This is a genomic window from Microbacterium sp. W4I4, from assembly GCF_030816235.1.
Lineage (GTDB): Bacteria > Actinomycetota > Actinomycetes > Actinomycetales > Microbacteriaceae > Microbacterium.
The window spans coordinates 2,060,901-2,078,318 of sequence record NZ_JAUSXT010000001.1 but is presented as its reverse complement, the minus strand read 5'-3'; the positions used below and the strand labels follow the sequence as shown (position 1 = coordinate 2,078,318).

Sequence of the window (17,418 nt, the reverse complement as noted above, 5' to 3'; positions counted from 1 at the left end):
AGCACGCGCGTGCGGCGGTGTCAGGAGTGGAAGTGCGGAGTGGGAGAGGGGAGGGCGACTACGCGGCGGCGCGGGCGACTGCGGCGATCGCGCTGGTGAAGAATCCCAGCCCGTCGATCCCGGAGCGCATCGCGTGGTTCGTGTCGGGCCCGAAGCCGGGCTCGGTGGCGTGCTCGGGATGCGGCATGAGCCCCACCACGTTGCCGCGCTCGTTCGTGAGGCCGGCGATGTCGCGCAGCGAGCCGTTCGGGTTCACGCCCGCGTAGCGGAACGCCACCAGGCCCTCGCCCTCGAGCCGGTCGAGCGTGTCGTCGGCGGCGATGTAGCCGCCCTCGCCGTTCTTCAGCGGGATGACGATCTCCTGGCCCTGCTCGAAATCGCTGGTCCAGGCCGTGTCGGCGTTCTCGACGATGAGCTTCTGGTCCCGGCGCACGAAGTGCTGGTGGTCGTTGCGGATCAGCCCGCCCGGCAGCAGGTGCGCCTCGACGAGCATCTGGAATCCGTTGCAGATGCCCAGGACGGGCATGCCGGATGCCGCGGCATCCTTCACCTCGGCCATGATCGGCGACAGCGCAGCGATCGCACCGGAGCGCAGGTAGTCGCCGTAGCTGAACCCGCCGGGAAGCACGAGCGCGTCCACACCCTCGAGGTCGTGCGAACCGTGCCACAGGGCGACCGGCTCGGCGCCGGCGATGCGCACGGCGCGCTGCGCGTCGCGATCATCCAGCGAACCGGGGAACGTGATGACCCCGATGCGCGTCGTCACTGCGCGACCTCGATGCCGACGACGTCCTCGATCACGGAGTTGGAGAGCACGTCCTCGGCCAGACGACGGGCTTCCGCGAGCACCTCGTCGGTGACCTCGCCGTCGACGGTGAGTTCGAAGCGCTTGCCGATGCGGACCTGGCTGAAGCCTTCGACGCCGAGGCGGGCGAAGGCTCCGGAGACGGCCTTCCCCTGCGGGTCGAGAAGTTCGGCCTTGGGCATGACGTCGACGACGATGGTGGGCATACCTGAGATTCTAGGCGATCCGGGTGAGCGGGATCGTCCGGAGTCAGCGGCGCCGACGGAGTTGTGCCCGGGCGGATTCGCACCCCTCAGTACCCCGCCCGGACACATTCGAGGATTCCCCAGCCCTCGGACTCTCACGCGCGTCCCCCCGCGGGTGAGAGAGACCCGTGCATAAGCACGCTAGAGTCTTCGCACAGCTTGCGCATCGTGGAGAGTGCGACGAGGGTTCGCTCTCCAACATGTCAGGGGAACGGATTCCGTGCGACGGGAGGGGCGGACGTGAAGCTCAGACAGCTCGCGGGGGAGAGCGGCGTGAGCACCACCACGCTGAAGCACTGGATCAGGGTGGGCATCATGCCGTCCGGTCGGCTGCGCAACCGCACCACGGCAGATTACGAGCAGCGCCACCTCGATCGGGCGCGACTGATCCTCGTGCTGCGGGACGTGTACCGCGCGTCGGTCGCCGAGATCCGGTCGCTGACGGACGTGATCGATGCCGAGGACGTGTCGGTCCTCGAGGTCATGAATGCCTGTCAGGCCTTCGCGCTCGAGGTCCCCTCGGAACCCGATGGTGCGGATGTCGCCGAGTACCAGGAGCGTGCCTTCGAGCTGATGAGACGGCGGGACTGGCGCGGATATCCGGGCGCGGCGGTTCATGGGCTCGTCGCGGCACTCGCCCAGGCCGCGGAGGTCGGGCTGGACTACGAGGTGGACGAGTTGATGGAGTATGCCGACGCGCTGGAGCCGCTGGCCGGCCGCAACGTCGCAGCACTCGGTCCGATGGGGTCGCCGGATGAGGTGGCCAGGCGGATGCTGCTCGCCGTGAACGCCCGCGCGCGCCAGCTCGTCGCGGTGAGCAGCCTGGCGCATGCCGCGGTATCCATCCGCGCGGCGATCGAGCGCGGCGATGCGCCACCCGACCTCGCGATGCCGCCGGCCGCGTCCTGACCCTGTCCTGACACTTCTGAGTCGACGCGGGATCAGGCGGAGCGGAAGACCGTGTGCACGTCGCCGATCAGCTCGCGCCCGCCGAGGCCGGCGATCTCGAACAGCACGCTGACGCCGGCGACCGTGTAGCCGAGCTGCTCGATGATCCTGCGTCCCGCGGCGAGCGTGCCGCCGGTGGCGAGCACGTCGTCGATCAGAAGGATGCGGGTGCCCTCGGGCAGGTCATCGTGCATCTCGATGGTCGCGGTGCCGTACTCGAGTGCGTAGTCGACGGATGCCGCGGGCTGCGGCAGCTTGCCGGCCTTGCGGATCGGCACGAAGCCCGTGTTCGCCGTGATGGCTGCCGCGCCGGCGAGGATGAAGCCGCGGGCTTCGACTCCGGCGACGACGTCGAAGGTGCCCGCGAACGGCTCGATGAGCGCACGGGTGGTGGCGTTCAGCGCGGCAGCATCCGCCAGCAGCGGGGTGATGTCCCGGAACAGGATTCCCGGTGACGGATAGTCCGGGATCGAGCGGATCAATGACTCGGCGTGGGCCAGTTCGGGATTCACCTGGCCAGCGTAGCCGACCGGCTTTCGATCATTCCGTGCGGGCTGGGTCAGGGGTGATTCAACCCAGGGTTGACGAACGCGTGTCCACCTGCGATGGTTGCATCTATCGACAACCTACGCCGTAGTAGGTTGCCCCCTAGCATCAGGAGACGACAATGAAGTTGGCGAACGTTTACCGCGGAGTAGGGATAATCGCTCTCGCGTCCACGATGGTTCTCGCAGGTTGCAGCGCATCGACGGAAAGCCCGGGTGCCGGCGACGGCGAGCCGCTCAAGATCGGTGTGCTCGTGCCGTTGAGCGGCGCGGCCGGACCGAACGGCAAGAACGTTCTGGAAGGCGTCCAGGCGCAGGTCGACATCATCAATGACGAGGGAGGCGTGGACGGTCGCAAGATCGAGGTCATCTCCCGCGACGACCAGAGCACCCCGGCGACCGGCGTCTCGATGGCCACCGAGCTGATCGACGAAGGCGTCGACGTGATCATGGGCGGCTGGAACAGCCCCGTCACGCTCGCGATCCAGCCCATCACGGTACGCGCCGACGTGCTGAACATCACCAGCATCCCGCAGAACGCGAGCATCTTGGGCGGCGCCGACGAGACGGCGGTGCGCATGAACGCGGGCAACGCGATCGGCGGCTACACCGCGGCCAAGTACCTGTCCGACACAGTCGGAGCCAAGCGCGTGGCGATGCTGCTGCAGAACGATGCCTACGGCCTCGACGCCGGCGCTTTCGTCAAGAAGAACCTGCCCAGCGATGTCGAGGTCGTCGCGGAAGAGAAGTTCGAGTACACCGACACCGACTTCCGCGTCGCGATCTCGAACGTGCTCGCGGCCAAGCCCGACGCCGTGTACAGCGCCAATGCAGCGGAGTCCTCCGGCCAGCCCGCGCTGATGCAGCAACTGGGCGCCTCGAACATCGGCTTCCCGTACTTCGCCGGAACCGGAACCGTGTCTCACACCGTCGTCGAGACCGCGGGAGCGGATGCCGTCGACACCATCTCGGCGGATCTGTACTTCCCGGACGCCGAGCCTTGGGCATCCTACGAGCGCAACGTCACCTTCATGAAGCGCTTCGAAGCGGACAACAGCGCGACCCCCGACAAGTTCGCGGCACTCGGGGCCCAGTCGGTGGAGGTCTGGGCACAGGCGGTCACCGCCGCCGGCTCCGCAGAGCGTCAGAAGGTCGCCGACGAGATCCACGGCGGTTCCTTCAAGAACACGATCCTCGGCGATGTGAGCTTCACCGAGAAGGGGCAGCAGATCTTCCCGATGTACGCGTTCAAGGTCTCCGCGCAGGAGATCACGGTTCTCGACCAGATCGAGATTCCCGAGAAGATCTGGGAGGAGTAAGGCGATGGCGTCCGGCACATCCCTGGCGGAGAGCGGCGCACTCGGACAGGATGCCGAGGCGCCGGCCGCCCTCAGCGTTGAAGGACTGACCGTCAAGTACGGCGCGTTCACCGCGCTGCAGGACCTCACCTTCGAGGTGCGCGCGGGAGAGATCCTCGGCATCATCGGACCCAACGGTGCGGGCAAGAGCAGCAGTTTCGCGGGCATCACGGCGTCCGTGAAGCGCACCGGCTCAGTGCTGCTTCACGGGCGGCCGATGGACCGGGCATCCACCCAGGAGCTGTCTCGACGCGGTCTTCGCCGCACCTTCCAGAACAACTCGTTCTTCGGAGAGCTGACCGTGCTCGAGAACGCCATGTCGGCGTTCCAGAGCGACGGATCCTCGTCGTCCTCGCTGCTCGAGAGCACTCTGCTCCCGTGGAAGGAGGCACGCCGCCGCCGGGGCCGCGCCGAATCGGCGCGCGAGCTTCTGGTCTCCTTCGGGATCGAAGAGCTCTACCACGGCATGCTCCCGGATGACATGCCGCACGGACTGCAGCGGATGCTGTCGATCGTCGTGGCATACGGCGCCGGAGTGGACGTGCTCCTGGTGGACGAACCGGGTGCGGGGATCGGCGGTGATGACATGCGCGCTCTCGCACGCCTGCTGCGGCGTCTGCGGGACGAAGGCATCGCCGTCGTCCTCATCGAGCACCACATGGATCTCGTCACAGAGGTCTGCGACCGGGTATTGGTGATCGACCGCGGCAACACCATCGCATACGGCGTCCCTTCTGCGGTTCAGCGGGACCCGGCCGTACTCGAGGCCTATCTAGGAAAGACAGCATGACGAATGTTCTTGAAGCGGAGCACATCTCCGTCAGGTATGGGCACTCCGTCGCGGTCGCGGACATCAGTCTGACCGTCGCCCCCGGCGAGCTGCTGGCCATCGCAGGCGCGAACGGTGCAGGCAAGTCCACATTGGTGAATGCGATCGCAGGATGGTCGCGGGCGACCCCGAAGGTCGGCGGCACCGTGCGATTCATGGGCGAGGACGTGTCCCGGATGCGCGCCGACCTGCGCGCACGTCAGGGCATCGCGCTCGTCCCGGAGATGCGCGGCGCGTTCCGCGACATGACGGTGTACGAAAACCTCTCGATGGTGCGGGCCCAGAACACGGCCGGCCGGACCTACTCCGTCGATGACATCTACGCGCTGTTCCCCCGGCTGGAGGAGCGCGCATCTCAGCAGGCGGGCACGCTGTCGGGTGGTGAGCGTCAGATGCTTTCCATCGGCCGCGCGCTGCGCGCCGCCCCCACCTTGCTCATCCTCGACGAGCCTTCCGTGGGGCTCGCTCCGAAGCTCGTCATGGAGGTGCTCGCGCACGTCAAGCAACTCGCCGAGGGCGGACTCGCGGTCCTTCTCGTCGAGCAGAACGTGCGTGCTGCGCTCGAGGTCGCCGACCGGCTGTCACTCATCGAACAGGGGCGGATCCTCGCCTCCGGAACCGCCGACGAGATGCGTGAAGACGAACGCACCGTCAGCGCCTACCTGGGAGGGCTGAAGGAATCATGATCCAGTTCCTCACTCAACTGGTGAACGGCGTTGCGCTCGGCGCAGGCTATGCGCTGCTCGCAGTCGGCTGGACCGTGCTGCTCAGCGCAGCCCGCCTGGTGAACTTCTCGCACGGCCAGATGTACATGATCGGCGCATTCGTCACCTGGTGGTGCATGTCGTCCCTCGGGCTTCCGTACTTCATCGCGGTGCCCATCGCGCTCGTCGTCGTCGGCCTGGTCGGGTTCGTCCTGTACGTGATGATGCGCAAGCTGGTCATCGGCCAGAACCTCGTCAACCTCATGCTCGTGACGCTGGCATTCGGCTATCTCATCACCGGCGGCTCGTCGATCCTCTTCGGAGGCAACCCGCAGCAGATCGCCAGCGAATCGATGAAGCAGCGGCTGTACGTGCTGAACACCTACGTCACGATGCAGGAGGTGCTCATCGTGATCGCCGCGGTCGCCCTCTATGCGATCACCTGGTTCGTGCTGGAGAAGACCCGCGTCGGGCGCATGGTGCGCGGAGTCGCCGAGGATCCGTTCCTCGCCCGCCTCTACGGCATCGATCCCGCAAAGGTGTACGCCGGCGTCTTCGTGTTCTCCGTCGCCTCGGCGGCGCTGGCTGGCGCACTGATCGGGCCACGGCATCCGATCCTCACCTCGATGGGCTTCGAAGAGGTCATCATCACGTTCCTCGTGGTCGTGCTCGGGGGTATCGGAAGCATCATCGGCGGTCTCGTGGCAGGTATCGGGCTCGGCCTGTTCATCGCATTGTTCGGCGCGTACGTCTCTCCGGCGTACGCCATGGCCGCGGCGTTCGCAGTGATGCTCGTCATCCTCGTCGTTCGCCCCCAGGGATTGAAGGTGAGGGCATGAAGAAGTTCCTGACGTCCCCGCTCGGTCATGTCATCGGTGCCGTCGTGGTGTTCGCAGCCATGTTCGTGCTGCCCATCGCCTTCGGCGGCGGCAACCGCATCTACACGACCTTCACGCTGATCGCGATCTTCGCGATCGCCTCATACGGGATGGACATCATCCTCTCCGACCTGGGCGAGGTGAGCCTCGGACAGACCGTGTTCTGGGCCGCAGGCGCCTACACGACCGCGCTTCTGGTCATCAAGGCGGAGTGGGACCCGTTCCTGTCGCTGATCGTCGCCGTGCTGATCTCGATGGCGATCGCCCTGCTGCTCGGCATGGTGACGATCCGCACCAGGGAGTTCGTGTTCTCCCTGGTCACTTACGCCTCCGCCATCATCGCGTCGGCGATCGTCACCAACGTTCCGCTGTTCGGCGGATCGGACGGCCTGGTCGGCATGCCGTTCCTGAGCATCGGCGGCATGGAGCTGCGCAGCGCGGCGGCCTTCTATCCGGTCGCGCTCGTCGCGCTGGCCGTGGTGCTCTACGCCGTCGCCCGATTCCGTCGCTCGCGGCTCGGCCTCGCATCGCGCATGACTCACCTGAACCCGGAGCTCACCGCGACGATGGGCTTCGACGGACGCAAGACGCGGGTACTGGTCTTCATGCTGTCGGCTCCCGCGAGTGCCCTGGCCGGCTGGCTCTACGCCTATCAGCGGGCATACGTCGGCCCGGACCTGCTCGACCAGTTCTTCCTGCTGCTCATGCTGACCGCAGTGATCCTTCCGGGCAAGCGGATCCTGTTCGGACCGCTCTTCGCGACGGCCATCCTGGTCGTGCAGCAGCAGCACTTCTCCTTCGGAGGCGACATCGACAAGATCGTCCTCGGCGGAGTGCTGGCACTGGTGCTTCTGACCTCCAAGGACGGCCTGGCCGGGTGGTTCCGTGCGATCGCGGCTGCGATGAACCGACCAAAGGCGACGGAGCCGGCAAGTGACGGCCCGCCGGCGCGGACCGTGCTCAGCCAGGAACGACCATGACTTCCGTCAAGAAAGAGAGACATCAAATGACCGTGATCTGGGAGCCCAAAGCCGACGAGGAGACAGCGAAGTGGCTGGCCGTCGCAGAGGAGCTGTCGGTCGAGCACTTCGAGCCGCTCGCCGAAGAACTCGACCGGGACCAGCGCTATCCGTGGGAGAGCGTGAAGCTGCTGGTCGACTCCGGCCTCGCCGGGATCTTCGTCCCGAAGGAGTACGGCGGGCAGGGTGCATCGTTCGCGACCACCTGCGCCGTGATCGAGCGCATCTCACGCGGCTGCGCGTCGACCGGCGCCATCCTCACCGCCTATGCACTGGGCGGAACGCCCCTGGTGCTCGTCGGCACGGACACCCAGAAGGACAAGTACCTGCGGGCGATGGCACAGGGCGAGGCGACGAGCTTCGCACTGACCGAGCTGGGTGCAGGCAGCGATGCGGCTGAGATCAAGACGACCGCCACCCGCGAGGGCGACAAGTGGCGGCTGAAGGGCGAGAAGATCTTCATCGGCAACGGTGGGGCATCCCGCTACTACGTGGCGTTCGCTCTGACCGACCCGGCTGCCGGGGCGAGGGGCATCACCGCCTTCATGGTCGACAAGGAGGCTGAGGGCGTCGTCATCGATCACCTCGAGGACAAGATGGGCATCCGCGGCACCCAGACCAGCAACCTCAAGCTCGACACCCTGGTCGGCGACGAGGACATGGTCGGCGAGTTGAACCGAGGTATGCGACTCGCGATGCAGACTCTCAACGCCGGCCGCATCTCGGTCGCCGCGCAGTCCGTCGGCGTCGGCCTCGCCGGATACGACGAGGCCAGCCGTGAGGCTGTGCGCCGGCACACGTTCGGTACGCCGATCATCGACAACCAGGGCATCTCCTTCCCCATCGCGGACTCGGCCACTCAGCTCACCGCTGCGCGCATGATCACGACCGAGGCGGCAACCGCATACGACCGCGGCGAAGACGTCGCCGTGCTCGGAGCGATGGCGAAGCTGTACGCCAGCGAGGCCTCGCATGCCGCCGTCGACATCGCCGTCCAGGTGTTCGGCGGCGACGGCTTCTGCAAGCCCACGCGCGCAGAACGCCTCTACCGGGATCAGCGGATCCTGCAGATCTATGAGGGCACATCGGAGATCCAGCGGCTGGTGCTCGGACGCTTCATCAAGAAGGAGGCCTCAGAGCAATGAGTGCCGAGTTCGCCAATCGCTGGGACCTGGCCGTGCAATGGCCGGCGTCCGGCGAGCAGAAGGTGTACGACCTGTCGCACCAGCTGCACACCGGCATCCCCCATCACCCCAACCACCCGCCGTACTCGTTCTCGCTGACGAAGCAGCACGGCGAGGTCATGTATCCCGAGGGCGTCTCGGCCGCTGCTGAGATGATCACGACAAGCGGGCACGTCGGCACGCACATGGACGGCTTCGCGCATGTGTCGAAGCTGGGCAAAGTGTACGGCGGGCACGACATCACCGTCGGACAGTCCTACGCGGACGGCGTCGCCGTGCAGTCCATCCACGAGATGGCTCCGGTCCTCGGGCCCGGGCATCTGGTGGACCTCACGCTGCTGTGGGGCCGGGACACGGTGCCGGAGGACGGGGTGACGGATGCGCACCTGGAGGACTGGTTCGCGGATCGTCAGGCGCCCGAGCCCGGCTCGATCGTGCTCTTCCGCTATGGATGGGATCAGCTCTGGAGTGACAACGCGGCCTTCCTCGGCACGCAGACCGGTGCTCCGGGGCTCACCCTCAGCGGAGCGCAGTGGCTCACCGCGCGTGGCGTGCGTGCGGCCGGAGCGGACACTGTCGCGTTCGAGCGCATGCCCGCGCCCACGCTGCCGGTGCATGTTCACCTGCTGGTCGAGAGCGGCGTTCCGATCATGGAGGCCATGAACCTGGCACCCTTGGCGAATGCGGAGGCGTTCGAGTTCTACTTCATCGCGGCGCCGCTGCCGATCCGCGGGGGAACAGGGTCACCGATCCGACCCCTCGCATTCGTGCAATGAGCCTGAAGGGGAGCACAGAGATGGTGCAGGAACAGCAGACGCGCTTGTGGCGACCGGGCCCGGCAGAGGAGGGCCGGGAGGCGGTGCTGAAGGCGGCCGCCGATCAGTTCGTCCGGCACGGGTTCAATGCGACGAGCATGGACGGCATCGCCGACGCCCTCGGATCGACGAAGGGGCGCGTGTATCACTACTACCGGGGCAAGGCCGAGGTGTTCCTCGATGTCGCCTTCCACGGGATGCAGGACCTGCTCGCGATGATCGACCCGGTGGCGGATGACGACAGCGTGCCTCCGTCCGAGCAGCTGAGTCGCATGGTGCACAGTCACGCGCTGGCGATGATGCAGGCGTCCAACTCGCAGCGCGTTGCCGTGCAGCTCGTGCAGTACCGCAACGCGCCTGAACTGCTCTCGCACCGGGAGACGACGGATGCCATCATCGCGCTGCGGCGTCGCTACGAGTCGCGATTCGTCACCGTGCTTCAGGCGGGCATCGAGTCGGGTGAGTTCGCCGTCACGGACGCGTCGCTCGCCGCGAAATCGCTGCTCGGTTCACTCAACTGGATCCCCATGTGGTTCCGGCCGGGCGCCAGCAGTGATGAGGAGATGTCGCGCATCGCGGCTTTCTACAGAGATACAGCTCTTCGCGCGGTCTCCGCGTAGAGGAAAGAAGGGAAGAGGCAATGACGCTTGGTCACCCGCATTCGGAACGCTACTGGCATGAGGTCGAGACGTTCGACCGCGAGCGCCTGCGAGAGCTCCAGCTCGAGAAGCTGCGCACGCAGCTCGTCCACGTCGGGGAGAACAGCGTGTTCTACCGCCGTCAGTGGGCGGATGCCGGGTTCGACCCCCGCAGCGTCCGCAGCCTCGACGACATCCGCTCTCTTCCGACGGTGAGCAAGACCGACTACGTGCAGAGCCTGCGCGAGGACGCGCCGTGGGGTTCCATGCTGGCCGCGCCTCTTCGTGACGTGGCCAGGGTGCACTTCTCCTCGGGCACCACCTCGGCCCCGACGCCGGTGTGCTGGACGAACGCCGATCTGGACCGCTGGAGCGATCTGTACGCACGATCCGCCTACAGCCAGGGCATCCGGGCCGATGACATCTACCAGGTGCTGTTCGGCTTCGCGTGGTTCGTCGGCGGACTCGGCGTCGCCAACGCGTATGCGCGCATCGGGGCCACCGTGATTCCGGGAGGCTCGAGTGAGACCGAGCGGCAGATCGACGTCATGGAGACCTACGGCACGACCGCCGTCAGCGGCACGCCGTCGTTCATGCTGCACCTGGCCGAGACCGCCGAACGGCTGGGTCGCCCGCTGTCGGGCAATCGCGTCGGGCGGATCCAGGTCGGCGGCGAGCCGGGCGGCGCGGTTCCCGAGACCCGCGCCTTCATCGAGCGCGCCTGGAACGCGAAGGTGTTCGACGGCTACGGCTCGCTGGAGTTCCAGCCCATCGCCTGGGAGTGCGAGGAGCAGTCCGGCGGTCACATCGCCGAGGACTTCGCACTGGCCGAGGTCGTCGACGGCGAGACCGGTGAACCCGTGCCCGACGGCACGCCCGGCGTGCTCGTGCTGACGCACCTGGACAAGCAGGCCACCCCGTTCGTGCGCTGGTGGACCGGCGATGTCGTCGTTCGGGATTCGCAGCCGTGCGCCTGCGGACGCACCCTCTCACGTCTGCCAGGTGGGGTGCGCGGACGTGCCGACGACATGCTGGTCATCCGCGGGGTGAACCTGTTCCCGAGTGCGGTCGAAGCCGTCGTGCGCAAGTTCCCCGGCGCCTCGGGCGAGCACCAGATCGTGCTGGATGACTCGATGAAGGACCCGAACACGGGTTTCGCCACTGGCATCAAGCTGCGCGCCGAGCTGCCGGCGGATGACGCAGACGCAGCACATCGTCTCGAGAATGCGATCCGCGCCGAACTCACGGTGCGCTGCGTCGTCGAAGCCGTCCCGTACGGCTCGATCGAGCGCAGCACCCATAAATCCAAACGCGTCGTCACCGCCTGAGCGACTGCGCGTCCCGTACTCGAAGGAGAGAACATCATGAGTGAGAACGTCTACATTCTCAGCGCTGTGCGCACGCCGCACGGGAAGTACGGCGGTTCGCTGCGCGACGTGCGCGTCGTCGAACTGGGGGGCATCGCCGGTGCCGCAGCTCTCGAGCGAGCGGGAGTGGATGCTGCGGAACTCGGCGAGGTCGTGATGTCGAACTGCCGTCAGGCGGGAAATGCCACCAACCCCGGGCGTCAGGCCGCGTTCAAGGCCGGCGTGCCCGAGCAGACTCCGGCGCAGACGATCAACATGGCCTGCGCCTCCGGGATGAAGGCTGTCGGCCTCGCCGCCCAGTCGATCCGATTGGGCGAGTCCGAGGTGAACCTGGCCATCGCGGGCGAGAGCATGTCGACGATGCCCTACCTGGCGCCGTACACGCTGCGCTGGGAGGGCGTGCGCCGTGGTGACATCACCCTGATCGACGGCTGGCGCGACGGCGGCAGCGACCCCATCAGCGGGATGAGCATGGGCGAGACGGCCGAGAAGATCTCGAAGACCTTCGGTGTGGATCGTCAGGCGCAGGACGAATGGTCGCTGCGCAGCCACCAGCGTCTCGGCGCGGCTTGGGATGCCGGGCGCTTCGACAGCCAGATCGTCCCGATCGAGACGGATCATGGCAGCCTCGCCAAGGACGAGACCCACCGCCCCGACACCTCCATCGAAAGGCTCGCGAAGCTTGCTCCGGCGTTCGTCGAGGGGGGAACGGTCACCGCCGGGAACTCCTCGCAGATGTCCGACGGCGGCGCGGCGATCGTCGTCGCGGGCGACTCCTACATCGAGCGCACGGGCGCGGCGCCACTGGCCCGGATTCTGGGCATGGCGGCAGTCGGCGTCGACCCGACCATGATGGGCATCGGCCCGACGCGCGCCATCCCACTGGCGCTCGCGAAGGCCGGGCTCGACATCGCCGACATCGACCTCTTCGAGATCAACGAGGCGTTCGCCGCCCAGATCGTGCAGAACGTGCGCGAACTGCGGCTGGACCCTGAGAAGGTGAACGTCAACGGCGGCGGCATCGCGCTCGGGCATCCGACCGGTCAGAGCGGCAACCGCATCATCGGGACGCTCGTGCACGAGCTGCGTGCGCGCGGCGCCCGCTATGGTGTTGCGAGCCTGTGCGTCGGCGGCGGTCAGGGGATCGCCACCGTCATCGAAGTGGTGAGCTGATGACGCTGGAAGGCCTCACGGTCGCCGTCGCCGGTATGGGCCCGATGGGGCGGGGCATCGCACGCGTGTTCGCTCAGGCCGGCGCGAACGTCATCGTTTCGGACATGACCCCCGAACTGACCCAGGGCGGCGTCGACGCCATCGCTGCGGAGTCGGCCGCCGACGGCGCTGTCGTCGCGGTCTCGGGTGCCCCGCTGGCCGAGGCTGTCGCGCACGCGGATCTGTTCATCGAGGCGATCGTGGAGCGGATGGATGCCAAGGCGGCGCTGCTCAAGGAAGTCGCTGCGGCGGCTCCTGCCGGGCTCATCGTGGCCAGCAACACCTCCTCGCTCAGCGTCGGCGAGATGGGCAAGGAGTTCGGCGACCCGACTCGCGTCGCGGGGATGCACTTCTTCAATCCGCCCACCAAGATGAAGCTCGTCGAGGTCATTCGCGGAGCGGGTACCGACCCGGCCGTGGTCTCGAGGCTCGTCGAGCTGGTCGTGGCAGTGGGCAAGACCGCGGTGACGTGCGCGGACTCCCCGAACTTCATCGTCAACCGTGTCTGCCGGCCGCTGTACTACGAGGCACAGCTCCTGGTCGCGGAGGGTGTCGAACCGGCTGTCGTGGATGCCGCGGCATCCGGCGCCCTCGGCCATCCGATGGGCCCGATCACGCTGCTCGACTTCACCGGGCTGCACACCCACCTCGGATCATCCGAGACCGCCCTGCGCGAGTTCGGCGATCCGAAGTACCGTCCGATCCCGGGCGTGCGAGCACTGGTGCGCAACGGCATGACCGGCCGTGCGGCCGGTCGCGGGTTCTACGATTACGCAGTCGAGAAGCCCCGCGCCGCCATCGAGCGGGTCACCCGCCCGGCGCCGTCGGGACAGGCCTCGATCGCGTGGGCCGGCCCCAGCGCCGCGGAGCAGTCCGCAGGCGCGGCCGACGTCACGGTGTACTCCTGCCATCTCCCTCCCACCGAGGCCGACATCGAGGCGGTCGCGCAGCTCGCGTCATCCGGTCCGGTGGTCGTCGACAGCTCGGATGCCGGATGGCTCGAGGTGCTTCCCGCGGGCGCGGAGTGGGCTCGCATCCACGGCTCGTTCGTCGAGGTCGTCGATGATGCGGTCGCCGGAGTCGTGCCCGGACGGGGCGTCGAACTCGTGCTCGCCGCGCTCGGCGCGACAAGCGTGCGGGTGCCGGCGCTCCCCGGTCTCGTCGCGGATCGCCTCGCGAACTGCATGGCCAACGAGGCGTCCTTCCTGGTGGAGGAGGGCACCGCGAGCAAGGCGGATGTCGACGTCGCACTGCGGCTGGGCATGAACCACCCGAGCGGGCCCTTCGAATACACCGACAGGGTCGGCGTGCAGCAGGTCCATGCCGGACTCAGGTCGATGCTCGCCGCGTTCGGCGACAGCCGATACCGACCCTCGCAGCTGATGCGGCGAGAGAACGCGGGCGCGGAGCGATGACCCCGAGACCCCTGGCAGGCAGACGCGTCATCGATCTGAGTCAATACATCGCGGGCCCCGCGTGCGGGCAGCTGCTCGCCGACTTCGGCGCCGATGTGATCAAGGTCGAGCCGCTTCGCGGTGACCCGTCACGCCTGCTGGGGGACACCGGCGAGGGCAGCGTCTACTACCGGCAGTACAACACCGGCAAGCAGTCGATCCGACTCGACATCGCGGATGCCGCGGGGCGGGCCGAACTCGAGCGGATGCTCGATGACGCCGATGCGGTGATCATGAACTTCGCAGCGCGCACGCGAGCCAAGCTCGGCCTCGACTGGGAGACGCTGCACGCGCGCCACCCCGGCCTGGTCGTCACCATCGTCTCGGCGTACGGCATCGACGATCCGCGTACGGCACTGGATGCGGTCGTGCAGGCGGACAGCGGCTTCGCGATGCTGAATGCGGATGCCGACGGCTCTGCACGCATCTCCTCGGGCTATCCGACGGACGTCTTCACCGGTCTGTATGCCGGCATCTCCACGGCGATGGCGCTCACAGATGCGGCGCGCGGCGGAGGCATGCTCATCGATGTGCCGATGATCGAGGTCGCGCTCAGCGCCCTGTGCGGTCCGGCGACGCTGACCGTCTCGGACGGCGCTCCGCCCCCGGTGGGCAGCGGCAGCCGCGACATCGCCACCGCTCCGTCCACGGTCTTCGAAGCGGCAGACGGGCCGGTGTACATCTATGCGGGACTCGACAAGACCTGGGACGAGGTGCGGATGCTGAGCAGCGCGCCGGACGGCCCGCTGGCCGAGCGCCTCGGCGACCGAGCGCGCTTCGAGCAGCCCCTGGCCGAATGGGCGTCGCGGCGCACGGCGGACGAGGTGCTCGAGACCATGCGCGGCATCGGCGTCGCCGCAGCGCCGGTTCGCACAGTCGACGATGCGCTCGCCGCGCTGCACGCCGACCGGCCTGGCGCGGTCGCGGACATCGCCGCCACTGGCCGCGCCGTGCCGCAGTTCCCCGTCACCTTCTCAGGCGGTCGGATTCCCCGCCGCGATGCCATGACCGACGAAACGAACAAGGAGAGTATCGCGTGAGTGCAGCACAGAACTCCGGGCGCGTACTGCGCGACGGCGCGCTCGAAGGCCTGTCGGCCCTGGTCACAGGAGCCGGCTCCGGAATCGGCCGTGCCACGGCGCTGCGCCTCATCGAACTGGGCGCCCGGGTCACCGGCGCCGGGCGTCACCTCGAGAGTCTCGAGGAGACGCGATCACTTGCGGCAGAACCCGACCGGTTCGAGGCGCGCGCCGTCAACGTGCGCGATCACGATGCGGTCACCGCGCTCGTCGAGGAGGTCGGGGAGACGCACGGCATCGATCATCTGTTCAACAACGCGGGTGGACAGTTCTTCGCCCCCGCGGATGAGATCTCCGCGAACGGGTGGAACTCGGTCATCGACCTCAACCTCACTGCGGTGTTCCACATCACCAAGCAGGCCCACCGCTTCCTGGCGAAGAACAGCGGCAGCGTCGTCAACATCTCGCTGTCGGGTCTCGAGCGCGGAGGCATGGGCATGACCCATTCCATCGCCGCCCGCGCCGGAGTGCTGGGCATGACGCGGTCCCTCGCCCTGGAATGGGCGACCGAGGGCATCCGACTCAACTGCCTCGGTCCGGGAACCGTCGTGACGAGCGCGCTCAGCGACGAGGCGAGCATGCATGTGCTCGGCAATCTGGTGGCAAAAGCCACGCCGATGCGCCGCCCGACCAGTGTCGAAGAGGTCGCCGAGCTGGTCGCCTTCCTCGCCAGCCCCGCCGGGGCGCTCATGACCGGGCAGCTGATCCAGATCGACGGCGGGGCGCACATCGGGCCCGGACTGCACATGCTTCCGGAGGCGTACGCATGAGTCTTCCCGTCCTGAAGCTCGACGACGCCGTGCGCACTCACGTGCACGATGGCGACTCGGTCTACCTGGGCAACTTCGGCTCCCAGCTGTTCGCGGTCGGCCACGAGATCATCCGTCAGCAGCGCCGCGAACTCGACATGATCATCGGCTCGGGCGGCATCCTGCTCGATCAGCTGATCGGTGCCGGCGTCGCGGCGTCGGCCACGTTCGGGCACTGCTGGAGTCCCGTCGGCCCGTTCGCGGCATACAACTTCCGGCGACTGGCCGAGTCGGGTCGTTCCCCGGTGGCGTTTCACGAAGTCAGCCTGGGAATGTTCACTGCAGCGCTCACCGCGGGCGCGTGGGGCGTGCCGTTCATGCCTTTCCCGGGGCTGGAGGGCACGGGCTTCCTCACCGAGGATTGGAGCCGCGGACGCGTCGAGCAGGTGACCACCGGATTCGGCTCGGCGAACGTCGTCCAGGCGATCACGCCCGACATCGCCTTCGTGCACGCCGACCGCTGCGACCCGGACGGCAACGCCTGGATCAACGGTCCCGTCAGCGAGGTGCCCGTCGCGGCTGCGGCATCCCGCGCCGCCGTGCTGGTGGTCGAGCAGTTGACGGATGCCGCCGACGTGCGCGCCCACGGGGTGACCCTTCCCGGCTACCTGTTCGACGCCGTCGTCGTGCAGCCGGGCGCGGTCGCGCCGGATGGCGCGGTCGGAAGGTACGGGCGAGACGTCGGCGCCTACATCGACTACGCCGACCACTCGAAGACCGCTGAGGGCTTCACCGAATGGCTCGACCGCGTGAAGGGAGCAGAACGATGAGCGATGCGACGGCAATCGACTTCCTCGTGCGTGCTGCGCGAGAGTTCCGCCGCGGCGGCTGGGTGTTCACCGGGTTCCACTGGCCGGTGCTCGCCGGGCAGGTCGCGCACGCGCTCGACGGCTCGCCGTTCTCCCAGGTCTTCGAAGCAGGCGTCGCCACGTGGGCTGCAGGGGACGAGGTGCCCACCAGCACGACCGACTACGCCGCCTACGCGAACGCCTACAGCTGGCTCGGCGACTCCGCCGCCGTCCTGCTCGCGGGCGGGCGGCACTTCGATCGCGTCGTCCTCGACGCGAGCAATGTCGACATCCACGGGCGGGTGAACTCGTCCTTCATCGGCGAGAGCCGCGACAACCCGAAGGTGCGCCTCCCTGGTGGAGGTGGAGCCCCCGACATCGCAGCCTCGGCCCGCGAGCTCGTGCTGCTCACCGGTGCCACCGACCTCAAGCGATTCCAGCGCGCGGTCGAGCACGTCACCGCGGCGCCCGGACCGGACACACTGGTCCGGCTGCACACGCGATGGGGCATCGTGCGGTTGGGTGAGGACCTGCATGTCGAAGAGGTCGCAGAGACGCCCGGTGCAGCTGCCTTCCTCGCGCACGTCGAGAGTCTGGGCGCCGACATGTCCCGGTTCACGCAGCGCCAGGCTGTGACCGACGAGGAGCGTCAGGTGGCCAGAGCGGTGCTCGAGTCAGCTGCGCGACGCGGATATCAGGTTGCAGCCAGAGCGCTGGAGAACGAAGGAGCAGAGAAGTGAC

Annotated in this window: 19 protein-coding genes; 16 read left to right on the top strand and 3 right to left on the bottom strand. The window is 67.7% G+C overall.

The window, feature by feature from the left end:
* Positions 1 to 58: 58 nt before the first annotated feature.
* Positions 59 to 766, bottom strand: a complete 708-nt coding sequence (gene purQ, locus QF046_RS09775; RefSeq protein WP_307369188.1) for a phosphoribosylformylglycinamidine synthase subunit PurQ — start codon at positions 764 to 766, stop codon at positions 59 to 61.
* Positions 763 to 1,011 (bottom strand): phosphoribosylformylglycinamidine synthase subunit PurS, encoded by a 249-nt coding sequence (purS, locus tag QF046_RS09770; protein WP_307369187.1) that lies wholly within the window; start codon positions 1,009 to 1,011, stop codon positions 763 to 765. The genes purQ and purS overlap by 4 nt, the downstream gene beginning before the upstream one ends.
* Before the next feature lie 279 nt (positions 1,012 to 1,290).
* On the opposite strand from purS, the gene QF046_RS09765 reads away from it, so the two are divergent.
* Positions 1,291 to 1,959, top strand: coding sequence for a MerR family transcriptional regulator (locus QF046_RS09765; RefSeq protein ID WP_307369185.1), 669 nt, complete (start codon positions 1,291 to 1,293; stop codon positions 1,957 to 1,959).
* A gap of 32 nt (positions 1,960 to 1,991) precedes the next feature.
* Here the strand turns inward: QF046_RS09765 and QF046_RS09760 are convergent, their stop codons facing one another.
* Entirely contained in the window at positions 1,992 to 2,510 is a 519-nt protein-coding gene (locus tag QF046_RS09760) for an adenine phosphoribosyltransferase (RefSeq protein ID WP_307369183.1), read from the bottom strand.
* Positions 2,511 to 2,719: 209 nt separating this feature from the next.
* On the opposite strand from QF046_RS09760, the gene QF046_RS09755 reads away from it, so the two are divergent.
* From QF046_RS09755 to QF046_RS09685, 15 genes are read left to right on the top strand one after another with little or no spacing between them, the layout of a single operon-like run.
* Positions 2,720 to 3,862, top strand: coding sequence for an ABC transporter substrate-binding protein (locus tag QF046_RS09755; RefSeq protein WP_307369181.1), 1,143 nt, complete (start codon positions 2,720 to 2,722; stop codon positions 3,860 to 3,862).
* Positions 3,863 to 3,866: 4 nt separating this feature from the next.
* Positions 3,867 to 4,691 (top strand): ABC transporter ATP-binding protein, encoded by an 825-nt coding sequence (locus QF046_RS09750; RefSeq protein WP_307369178.1) that lies wholly within the window; start codon positions 3,867 to 3,869, stop codon positions 4,689 to 4,691.
* Positions 4,688 to 5,416, top strand: a complete 729-nt coding sequence (locus QF046_RS09745; protein WP_307369175.1) for an ABC transporter ATP-binding protein — start codon at positions 4,688 to 4,690, stop codon at positions 5,414 to 5,416. The genes QF046_RS09750 and QF046_RS09745 overlap by 4 nt, the downstream gene beginning before the upstream one ends.
* Positions 5,413 to 6,273, top strand: coding sequence for a branched-chain amino acid ABC transporter permease (locus QF046_RS09740; RefSeq protein ID WP_307369172.1), 861 nt, complete (start codon positions 5,413 to 5,415; stop codon positions 6,271 to 6,273). Before QF046_RS09745 ends, QF046_RS09740 begins: the two co-directional genes overlap by 4 nt.
* Positions 6,270 to 7,292, top strand: coding sequence for a branched-chain amino acid ABC transporter permease (locus QF046_RS09735; protein ID WP_307369170.1), 1,023 nt, complete (start codon positions 6,270 to 6,272; stop codon positions 7,290 to 7,292). The genes QF046_RS09740 and QF046_RS09735 overlap by 4 nt, the downstream gene beginning before the upstream one ends.
* Before the next feature lie 26 nt (positions 7,293 to 7,318).
* Positions 7,319 to 8,476, top strand: a complete 1,158-nt coding sequence (locus tag QF046_RS09730; protein ID WP_307369168.1) for an acyl-CoA dehydrogenase family protein — start codon at positions 7,319 to 7,321, stop codon at positions 8,474 to 8,476.
* Positions 8,473 to 9,291 (top strand): cyclase family protein, encoded by an 819-nt coding sequence (locus tag QF046_RS09725; RefSeq protein WP_307369165.1) that lies wholly within the window; start codon positions 8,473 to 8,475, stop codon positions 9,289 to 9,291. Before QF046_RS09730 ends, QF046_RS09725 begins: the two co-directional genes overlap by 4 nt.
* Positions 9,288 to 9,950 (top strand): TetR/AcrR family transcriptional regulator, encoded by a 663-nt coding sequence (locus QF046_RS09720; protein ID WP_307369164.1) that lies wholly within the window; start codon positions 9,288 to 9,290, stop codon positions 9,948 to 9,950. The genes QF046_RS09725 and QF046_RS09720 overlap by 4 nt, the downstream gene beginning before the upstream one ends.
* 20 nt (positions 9,951 to 9,970) lie before the next feature.
* Positions 9,971 to 11,296 (top strand): phenylacetate--CoA ligase family protein, encoded by a 1,326-nt coding sequence (locus QF046_RS09715; RefSeq protein ID WP_307369161.1) that lies wholly within the window; start codon positions 9,971 to 9,973, stop codon positions 11,294 to 11,296.
* A gap of 36 nt (positions 11,297 to 11,332) precedes the next feature.
* Positions 11,333 to 12,508, top strand: a complete 1,176-nt coding sequence (locus tag QF046_RS09710; protein WP_307369159.1) for a thiolase family protein — start codon at positions 11,333 to 11,335, stop codon at positions 12,506 to 12,508.
* Positions 12,508 to 13,962, top strand: coding sequence for a 3-hydroxyacyl-CoA dehydrogenase (locus QF046_RS09705; protein WP_307369157.1), 1,455 nt, complete (start codon positions 12,508 to 12,510; stop codon positions 13,960 to 13,962). Before QF046_RS09710 ends, QF046_RS09705 begins: the two co-directional genes overlap by 1 nt.
* Positions 13,959 to 15,041, top strand: coding sequence for a CaiB/BaiF CoA-transferase family protein (locus QF046_RS09700; RefSeq protein ID WP_307369155.1), 1,083 nt, complete (start codon positions 13,959 to 13,961; stop codon positions 15,039 to 15,041). Before QF046_RS09705 ends, QF046_RS09700 begins: the two co-directional genes overlap by 4 nt.
* Positions 15,038 to 15,850, top strand: a complete 813-nt coding sequence (locus QF046_RS09695; RefSeq protein WP_307369152.1) for an SDR family NAD(P)-dependent oxidoreductase — start codon at positions 15,038 to 15,040, stop codon at positions 15,848 to 15,850. The genes QF046_RS09700 and QF046_RS09695 overlap by 4 nt, the downstream gene beginning before the upstream one ends.
* Entirely contained in the window at positions 15,847 to 16,659 is an 813-nt protein-coding gene (locus QF046_RS09690) for a CoA-transferase (protein WP_307369150.1), read from the top strand. The genes QF046_RS09695 and QF046_RS09690 overlap by 4 nt, the downstream gene beginning before the upstream one ends.
* On the top strand, positions 16,656 to 17,417 hold the full coding sequence (locus QF046_RS09685; protein WP_307369148.1) for a hypothetical protein: 762 nt from the start codon (positions 16,656 to 16,658) through the stop codon (positions 17,415 to 17,417). The genes QF046_RS09690 and QF046_RS09685 overlap by 4 nt, the downstream gene beginning before the upstream one ends.
* The last annotated feature ends 1 nt before the right edge of the window (position 17,418 follow it).